6 protein-coding genes are annotated in these 9,427 nt (G+C 43.4%); 4 read left to right on the top strand and 2 right to left on the bottom strand.

Annotation, left to right across the window (positions count from 1 at the left end; translation table 11 throughout):
- Window positions 1–66 precede the first annotated feature (66 nt).
- The 3 genes from lon (at window position 67) to I3257_RS01690 (ending at window position 4,760) form a co-directional block, all read left to right on the top strand.
- Window positions 67–2,685, top strand: a complete 2,619-nt coding sequence (gene lon, locus I3257_RS01700) for an endopeptidase La (RefSeq protein WP_238048618.1) — start codon at window positions 67–69, stop codon at window positions 2,683–2,685.
- A 167-nt stretch (window positions 2,686–2,852) separates the two neighbouring features.
- Complete coding sequence (locus I3257_RS01695; RefSeq protein WP_238048617.1) at window positions 2,853–4,004, top strand: hypothetical protein; 1,152 nt, start codon at window positions 2,853–2,855, stop codon at window positions 4,002–4,004.
- Between the two features lie 198 nt (window positions 4,005–4,202).
- Complete coding sequence (locus tag I3257_RS01690; RefSeq protein ID WP_238048616.1) at window positions 4,203–4,760, top strand: superoxide dismutase family protein; 558 nt, start codon at window positions 4,203–4,205, stop codon at window positions 4,758–4,760.
- A 116-nt stretch (window positions 4,761–4,876) separates the two neighbouring features.
- On the opposite strand, the gene topA is transcribed toward I3257_RS01690, so the two are convergent.
- Window positions 4,877–7,543, bottom strand: a complete 2,667-nt coding sequence (topA, locus tag I3257_RS01685; protein ID WP_238048615.1) for a type I DNA topoisomerase — start codon at window positions 7,541–7,543, stop codon at window positions 4,877–4,879.
- Window positions 7,544–7,830: 287 nt separating this feature from the next.
- The gene (locus I3257_RS01680; RefSeq protein WP_238048614.1) at window positions 7,831–8,427 is read right to left on the bottom strand and encodes a hypothetical protein; all 597 of its coding nucleotides are present in this window, start codon (window positions 8,425–8,427) and stop codon (window positions 7,831–7,833) included.
- A 500-nt stretch (window positions 8,428–8,927) separates the two neighbouring features.
- Between I3257_RS01680 and I3257_RS01675 the strand changes: the two genes are divergently transcribed.
- Window positions 8,928–9,401: a DUF2799 domain-containing protein gene (locus tag I3257_RS01675; RefSeq protein ID WP_109589456.1), complete on the top strand. Its 474-nt coding sequence runs from the start codon at window positions 8,928–8,930 to the stop codon at window positions 9,399–9,401.
- The last annotated feature ends 26 nt before the right edge of the window (window positions 9,402–9,427 follow it).

Here is a 9,427-nt window from a genome sequence, read left to right as displayed (position 1 = left end):
AGCACCATTTATCTAAACATGAACCACTAACTTGACTTTACAAGTCTGGTGAACGAGGAAGAATATATGAGTGAACATAAAATTGCCCAAGACAATATCGACATCGATGTCGACGTTTCATCTAACGTTTCTGATGATAATGCGCTAAATACTTCATCTGACGATATGTTGGAAAACGAGTCGGCGTCTGAAACGGTTAAAAATGAAACTGTCGAAGACAATGAGAGTAAAGACAGCGATTCTGAAGACATTAAAGCTAAAGACGCTGAAGAAAACTATCTACCGCTACTGGCATTGCGCGATGTGGTTGTTTATCCGCATATGCAGATTGCCTTGTTTGTCGGTCGTGCGCCCTCGGTAAAAGCCGTGGAATTGGCACAAGCCGAATATGGTAATAAAGTATTGGTCGTGGCGCAAAAAGACTCGCTAACCGAAGATATTGATCAAGATAACTTGTATCAGTACGGAACTGTGTGCCGCATCGTCAGTACCATGCCGCATGATAGCGATGAAAATTGCATCAAAGTATTGATTGAAGGTCAATACCGCGCGCGCGTCAATAACATTGAAAATCATGACGAGCTATTGATGGCAAGCTTTGACCGTGCCGACCTCGATGTCAGTATGGATGAGAGCCAGCAAAAAAACACCATCCAAGCCTTAACCACATTGTTTGAAGGCTATGCCGACGCTCGTTTACGTAATGCCCGTGAGCTAACTCGCGTAGCAAAACGCATCGATGATTTGCTTGAATTGGTCTATTTCATCTCAACCCGCGTGTCGATGGATTTGGATATTAAGCAATCGTTTTTAGAAGAAGACGATATCAAAACCCACATCAATACCTTGACCGAGTACTTAGTGAAGCAAAGCGCTGAGCAAAATATCGAGCAAGATATCCAAGATGCGGTTCGTCAGCAAATGGAAGACAACCAGCGTGAGTACTTCTTAAACGAGAAAATGAAAGCCATCAAGAATGAGCTGTCAGATATGAATGACGGTGCGTTCGATGGTGAAGATGACGTGGCTGAGCTTGAACAGCGCCTAGAAGATGCTGACTTGCCAGAAGATGTGCGCAAAAAAGCAGAGCAAGAGCTGAAGAAACTCAAAATGATGCCACCTGCATCGAGTGAATCGTCAGTGGTGCGCAACTATATTGAGTGGATTTTGGATACGCCGTGGAATGCGACGACCAAAGTTTCGATTAATTTAGATAAAGCCAAAACCGTCTTAGACGAAGACCATTATGGTTTACAAGATGTCAAAGACCGCATCTTAGAATACTTAGCCGTACAATCGCGGGTGAAAAAGCTTCGTGGTCCGATTCTTTGTTTAGTTGGTCCTCCGGGTGTTGGTAAAACCTCATTAGGTGAATCGATTGCGCGCGCAACGGGTCGTAAGTTTGTGCGTATGGCGCTTGGTGGCGTCCGTGATGAAGCGGAAATCCGCGGTCATCGCCGTACCTATATCGGTGCGATGCCGGGTAAAATTGTGCAGTCATTGGCAAAAGTCGAAGTTAAAAACCCGCTATTTTTATTGGATGAAATCGATAAAATGGCGCAAGACTTCCGCGGTGATCCAGCATCAGCGTTGCTTGAAGTGCTAGATCCATCACAAAACGATACCTTTAACGACCATTATTTAGATATGGACTTAGATTTATCGCAAGTGATGTTTATCTGTACTGCCAACAGCATGGATATCCCGCCTGCCCTGCTTGACCGTATGGAAGTCATTCGTCTACCGGGTTATACCGAAGAAGAAAAGGTCAATATTGCGCAGAAATATCTTGTGCCAAAAGCGATTAAAAACAACGGTCTCAAAGAAGGTGAAATTGAGATTGTAGAAGCGGCATTGCATAGCATCGTGCGTAGCTATACCCGTGAAGCCGGTGTGCGTAACCTTGAGCGTGAAGTCAATAAAATCTGCCGTAAAGTTGTTCGCGGTTCGGTTGAAACCCATGGCGCACGTGCTCCGAAGAAAGCAGAACGTCAGCTAATCGTGGTCGATGACAAAAACATCGATGACTATCTAGGCGTCCATCAGTACGACTACGGTCTAGCGGAAGAAGAGCCTGAGATTGGTCGTATTACGGGTCTTGCTTGGACACAAGTCGGTGGCGAGCTATTAACCATCGAAGCGGTGGCGATGAAAGGTAAAGGCGAGCTAAGCTTTACCGGTTCACTCGGCGATGTCATGAAAGAGTCGATTCGTGCAGCGATGAGCGTAGTACGTGCTCGCGGTGATAGCTTGGGTATTGATTACGAGACCTTTAAAACTACCGATGTCCACGTGCATATGCCAGAAGGTGCGACCCCGAAAGATGGCCCATCTGCTGGTGGCGCGCTAACGACAGCGTTAGTATCCGCTTTAACTGGTATTGCTATTCGTCCAGATATCGCCATGACAGGTGAGATTACCTTACGTGGTAAAATCCTGCGTATCGGCGGTCTTAAAGAGAAGCTGCTAGCTGCTCATCGAGGCGGTATCAAGCATGTGTTGATTCCAGCGACTAATGAGCGCGACTTGGCCGATATCCCTGATAACGTCAAAGAAGGTCTGACCATTCAGCCTGTCGCGACGATTGATGAGATATTAAAAGTCGCATTGGTCAGTATGCCAGTGCCACTAAAACCTGCCAAAGTCACGGTTGATAAAACCAAAGGCAAAGCGCTGCATAATTAATCGCATCATCAATAATTTGACCTTATTAGCTTAGTCTTAGAATGAAAAAGCCGCTTACAGCAATGTAGGCGGCTTTTTTTGGCAATAATCCTTGGCAAAAATAAAAAACAATCTGGTTAAAACTCTGCGCTATATTTTAAACAAATGTTTATTTGGTAATAACCATAATGTTAAACCACCTGATTTTAAACCGCTTAACTATATCCTTATTACTTACTGTTTCGTTTTATTTAGCGTTAACAGGCTGTCAGTCCAATATTGCAAAAGATAACTCTATACCTACTAACTCAATGATGACGGGCTTTAGCACTTCTACCCCAATATCATATCAGCCCATCATAAAAACTGAAAAGCTGGAAGAAAAAATTGTAGTGGTAGCTGATGAAACAGCTAACGAAGTTACGACGCTGCAATGGGCAAGTAATTATCATTGGCAGTTAACACAAGTTGGAGACAAAAAAAGCAACGCTATTAATATTAACACTGACGCGCCGATTACTTTAGAAGTAGCGCCCAGTTCGTTAAGCTTGTTTCAAGGCTGCCAACATTTTGCTATCAAATTCGTCTGGATGTCCGCACCGCCTTTTGAGTACGGTAGCGAGCTCAGAGAAAGACCTTCGACCTGCAAAACTGCTCCTGAAAATAAATTAAGTAATACAAATATCAAAAAGTTATTTCCTAACGATAATAATATTATTAAATTAGACGTTGAGCTATTGCCAGTCGCAACAAACAAACTTGTTCATACTCAAATGGCATCGAAAAATTTGGTCATTAAAATCGAAAATGGCAATACGTTAACATTTGATGGTACACCTAGGACATTTAAAGAACCGACTGGACTGCCTATTGATAAGGCATTGTTAGAGCGCTATGACTGGCGACTGGTTAGCGCCGTTCGTAATACTATTAATGACAAAGGGCAGGTAATATCTCGAGAGTCTATTGGTCATTTTTATCATCCAGAGTTTCCAGTGTCGCTAAAATTTAGAGGGTATGACGATAGTCAATACGCATTTTTTAGTTCTAGCTGCAATGGTATCGGTGGTCCTTATATTTTGATGAAAGATTATACATTGCTAGTTGGCTCGGGACCACAAACGCTCATGGGCTGCGGTGTTACTGGTAATAGAATTGAGGGCGAACTTGCTAAGCTTATCAGTAATAGCCAGAGCACTCTTAGTTTGAGTTTGCAACCTTCACAATCAATATCGCCAACAGCAGACGATCAGACTGATATGCCTCGCTATAATTTATTGCAAACGATGGAGACTGGCGAAACTCTAGTATGGCAAAACGAAGTAAAGACAATCCCGTAAACAATTTAAAACCCATACGATACTTACATTTATTAACCGATTGTTGCGCATTTGGTGAATAACTATATCTAACGCTTGGCTATACTGATAACGATATTAACGAATGTTTATAGAAATCAAAAAACACTTACCTCTAAACATTTAAGAGTTAGTTTTGTATCAAAAATAACTAAACATTAAAAACCATTGGAGAAAACAATGAATAAGACGATGCTTGCAAGTGCGCTATTATGTGGTTCAGCGTTAGTAATGACGGGTTGCCAAACGGTCGAAGGTCAAATGCAAACTGGCAATCCACTTAGCCAACCCGCCTTAAAATCTACTATTAATGCTGTTGCTGGTAATAAAAATGAAGTGGGTCAAGTATTCTTACGTCCAGTTGATGGCGGCGTACAAGTCTACGGTAAGCTGATGAATTTGCAGCCAGGCAAAACAGTATCATTACACATTCACGAAACAGGCAGCTGTGCTGATATGGGTAAAGCGGCAGGTGGTCACTTTAATCCAGACAATAAGCCTCACTCTAATCCTGATGATATGAATGGTCATGCTGGCGACTTGCCGAGCCTGACTGCCAATGCAGATGGCGTGGCTACTATTAACTATGTGAATAAGAAAATCTCTGTCGCTGATGCAGGTAAATATAGCGTTAATCGTCTAGCCTTTATCGTGCATAGCGGTGCTGATGACTATACTAGCCAACCAGCTGGTAATGCAGGCGACCGCGTTGCTTGCGGTATCATTGAAAAGAACTAATAGCATATGAACTTAGCTGTTATTGATAGCACAACTATGAATAGCACAAAAAAACCTCTTAGATTATCTAAGAGGTTTTTTTATTTAAAGCGATTGATGGTAAAAGTAAGACAGACTTACTCTTCTACCCATTTGCCATTACGCCAATACACACCCCAACGTGTGGCCTTGCCATTTTTCTCAGAGCCAATATATTGCTCTTTCTTCTTACGTGACCAGCGTAAAATGGTTGGATTACCATCTGGATCTTCATCTGGACCTTCAAAAAGATACTGGAATTTATCTTCCATTTTATCTTTGATTTCGCGTAGCTCAGCCAGCTTGGGTGCACGTGTCTCGCGTACTTTCGGGAATTTAGACGCCGCCAAGAACATCCCAGCTGCCCCTTCACGCAAGATAAAGTAATCATCGTGCTTGGTTGATTTCAGCTCTGGTAGATGAATAGGATCCATGCGCGGCGGTGCGGCTTCGCCTGTTTTTAGAACTTTACGCGTATTATCACATTGCTGACAAGCGAAGTAAGGACCAAAACGTCCCGTCTTTAGCTCCATTTGTCCATCGCACTTATTACAGTCAATGGTTGGAGAATCAGAGCCAGGCACTTCGAACTTGCCTTCTTCTAAGACATAACCATCACAATCAGGATTGTTACCACACACATGCAGTTTCAGACCGCCATCGACGATATAACCATTCATTGCCGTGCTACATTTCGGGCAACGCTTTTTCTCCATCAAATCGCGAACTTCTGCCGCTTCATCATCACCTTCTGCCTCATCAAGATTGGCAAAAGCTTCGACGGGCATTAAATTCTTAGTGCCTTTACAGCGCTCTTTTGGCGGTAAATTATAGCCAGTACACCCTAAGAATACACCCGTTGAGCCAGTACGTAATTGCATTGGACGATCGCAAAGATCGCAATGCACGTCCGGTACGTCAGTGGGATCATTTGGACGCATGCCGTCTTTTTCTTTGGCGCGATCAAGCGTTGTTTTGAAGTCGCCATAGAAATTATCGAGGACATCCTTCCAATCTGTATCACCTTCTGCCACATGGTCAAGCTTGTCTTCTAGCGCGGCGGTAAAGGTATAATCCATCAAATCTGGGAAACTTGCGGTTAGTCTGTCGGTGACGATATCACCCATTTTTTCAGCAAACAAGCGCTTGTTCTCAAGCTTCACATAGCCGCGATCTTGAATGGTCGAGATGATAGACGCATAAGTTGATGGACGACCGATGCCTTTTTTCTCAAGCTCTTTTACCAAACTTGCCTCGGTATAGCGCGGTGGCGGCTTGGTGAAATGCTGACTCGGATCGAGCTTATCTAGTATTAATTTATCACCTTTTTTCACATCTGGTAATAAGGTATCGTCAATTTTTGCCGGTGGCATAACCTTGGTATAACCATCAAATACTAACGTACGACCACGTGCTTTTAGCTCGACATCATTAGCAGCGACGAATAGATTCACTGACAAGTATTTTGCTGGCAGCATCTGACAAGCGACAAACTGACGCCAAATCAGCTCGTACAGGCGGATGGCATCACGCTCAACCCCTTTAAGCTGCGTTGACTTCATATTGACGTTAGAAGGACGAATCGCCTCATGCGCCTCTTGTGCACCTTGTTTGTTGCCGTAGAAATTTGGCTTTTCGGGTACGTATTTTGCGCCATAGCTGTCTTCGATATAGCCACGTACCGCAGCAAGTGCATCACCAGATAAGAAAGTCGAGTCGGTACGCATATAAGTAATATGACCCGCTTCGTATAAGCGCTGCGCCAAAATCATGGTCTTTTTAACTGAAAAGCCCAATCGTGTGCTGGCTGCTTGCTGCAATGTCGAGGTGATAAATGGCGCACTCGGACGCGATTGCGTTGGCTTCTCTTCACGCTCTTTGACGATAAAGTCGCTTGAGTTAAGCACTGCTAAGACTTTATCAGTCTGCTCTTTATTGACAAGCTTAAGCGTTTTGCCGCCTTGCTTGGTCGCCTCTAAGCGAATCGCAATTTGCTCAGCGTCCTTTTTGTTACTGGCAACGTGAGTATCGGCATGAATTTGCCAATACTCTTCTGGTATAAAGGCGCGAATTTCATGTTCTCTTTCTACGACCAGACGCATAGCAACGGACTGAACGCGACCTGCAGAGAGACCGCGAGCAACCTTTTGCCACAGCAGCGGCGATACCATAAAGCCAACGACACGGTCTAAAAAGCGCCGCGCTTGTTGGGCATTGACACGGTCGATATCGAGTTTGGATGGCTGCTTAAAGGCATTTTGAATGGCTGATTTGGTAATCTCGTTAAAAACCACACGCTCATACTTACTGTCAGCGCCGCCGATGACTTCTTTAAGATGCCACGCAATCGCCTCCCCCTCTCTATCCATATCCGTTGCCAGATAGATTTTGTCAGCGTCTTTAGCTAAGGCTTTAAGCTCTTTAATGACCTTAGTTTTATTTGGTAATACTTCATAAACTGCTGCCCAGTCATGTTCTGGATCGACGCCCATGCGCCGTACCAAGGCTTGCTGGGTTTTTTCTTCTTTGCTTAGACTGTCATCTTTTTTAGTCGTTGTTGGTTTTTTTGCACTTTTGCTTGCGCCAACCGGTAGATCACGGACATGACCAATACTGGAGCGCACGATAAAGTCATCGCCAAGGTATTTATTGATTGTTTTTGCCTTGGCAGGTGATTCTACAATCACCAAAGACTTGCCCTTTGGACTGCCTTTGGGATTACCAGCAGCGGGCGCTGGACTTTTTTTGGTTGCGGTTTTTGCCATATGTGACGACACCATTATTATATGAGTAAATTAAAAGTAAGAATAAATACAGCAGCATGGCAATTTATAATTGTGAGTTATAGTAGCGCGGTGAATCATTATAGTAATAGCTGCTTAAAAAAACGTTTATAAAACAAACAATAACCATAAGATAAAGAGTCAGTTATAAAGACGTTACACTGCTAAGCGTTACACTGTCAACTGTAAATGACTGAGAGTTTGCCAAAAGTGCTTGCATATTGCTTATAAATGGAGATTAAAAAATGATTTTCTACCTTGTAGCCGTTTTATAGGCGCTTTTGCATCTCTGACGCCCATTGTTCAAGCTGTTTTTTGAGCACCAACAAATCTGCTTCAATCAATTTTTGCTGATAAGCGGGATTGGATGAAGGACGTACATAAGCGATATCTTCCCAATAAATCACGATACTATTGGCCTTAGTCAGCAAACCTTTAACAAACGGCTCAATACTGACTGGCAAATCTAGCGGTGCTTTATCCAAGCTAAAATTGGTTTTTTTGACAATCGTATTATTAGTGCTGTTATTAGCACGAATCGCACTTGGAATCGTGAGCTTAACATCATCTTTGCTTGTATCGACAAAACTACTATCTGGTCGCCATTGCCCATCAATCACTTGATAGCGTGTGTGCGGCAGCTGCACATCATCTAACACTAAACAGTATTGACCTAACATTCCACGCCCATATTCATTGTCTTTACCTTTGATCCAATCAGGACAACTCACCAGCTTTGGATTCAATTGCAAACGACGCGCGGTCATGCGCAGCTTATCCAAACGCTGATCGATACCGTTAGGTTTGAGCGCCATCATACTCCCTAATACAAATAGTACAATGATAACGCCAACGAATGTTCCCATGATGGTCCGGCCTTTTGGATAAATGAAAATGTACTAAAAAATAAAACCGCTACAATCTATACAACAGGCTACAACAAAGACAGTGATTACCCAGCTAACTATAAAAAAGCAATCATTGATTGTTTGAGCAGTAACTTTTTAACCAGTCATTTTCTAACCAGTAGCGTTCTAATGTGCGGCTGTTTCACGAATGATTGTCTAAATACTGGCTACTATATAGAAGCTTATAATGAGCACGAACCGTTAAAAATCAAGCATGATAAGTTGATAACCACCAACCACTCGCGTTTTCTAATCTCGATGGCTTGGCTATATGTGCTAATAGATCAAACACTTAACTCGAATAAAAAACAGCATAATAACGAGATACAAAAAGTTGTCAGCATCAAAAAGTGCTATGATAAACCATAATTTTAAACGCGCGCAGGTTTATTATGAATTATCTTCTTAAGCGAAACTCATCGACCGCTTCACTAGCGAGCAAATGTGTCCATAAACTCATGAGTAAAACTGGACTTACCCTCTCGCTAGTAGGCGCTGCCTTATTTACCCTATCAGGCTGTGCAACGACACAAAATCTTACCCCGCAGCAATGTCAGGAAAGCAACTGGCAAGAAGTCGGCTATGCTGATGGCTTGCAAGGGCGTTCAGGTGCTTATTTCGGTCATTACGCTGATAGCTGCGCAAAGGTAGGTGGTCCCATGCCCAACCGCATACAATGGGAGCAAGGGCGACAGCAAGGTCTCAAAAGCTACTGCACCGAGCTCAATGCTTATAAACTTGGTCGCGAAGGCTACGACTGGCAGCCCGTTTGTCCGCTCGAAGGCATCGAAAAGCTAGAAGAAGCCTACGCGCAAGGACGTTACTACTATATCCGTCAACGTGATCTCGATTACCTACGTTCGCCTTATCCGTTTGGCTACGGGCCTGGGCGCTTCGGTTACGGCTATCATCCCTTTGGCTATGGCTGGTAAAAAGAAAACCCCAATGAGTACTTAAT

The organism is Psychrobacter sp. Ps7 (assembly GCF_022129225.1).
GTDB lineage: Bacteria > Pseudomonadota > Gammaproteobacteria > Pseudomonadales > Moraxellaceae > Psychrobacter > Psychrobacter immobilis_A.
This window is presented reverse-complemented; position numbering and strand designations above follow the sequence as displayed.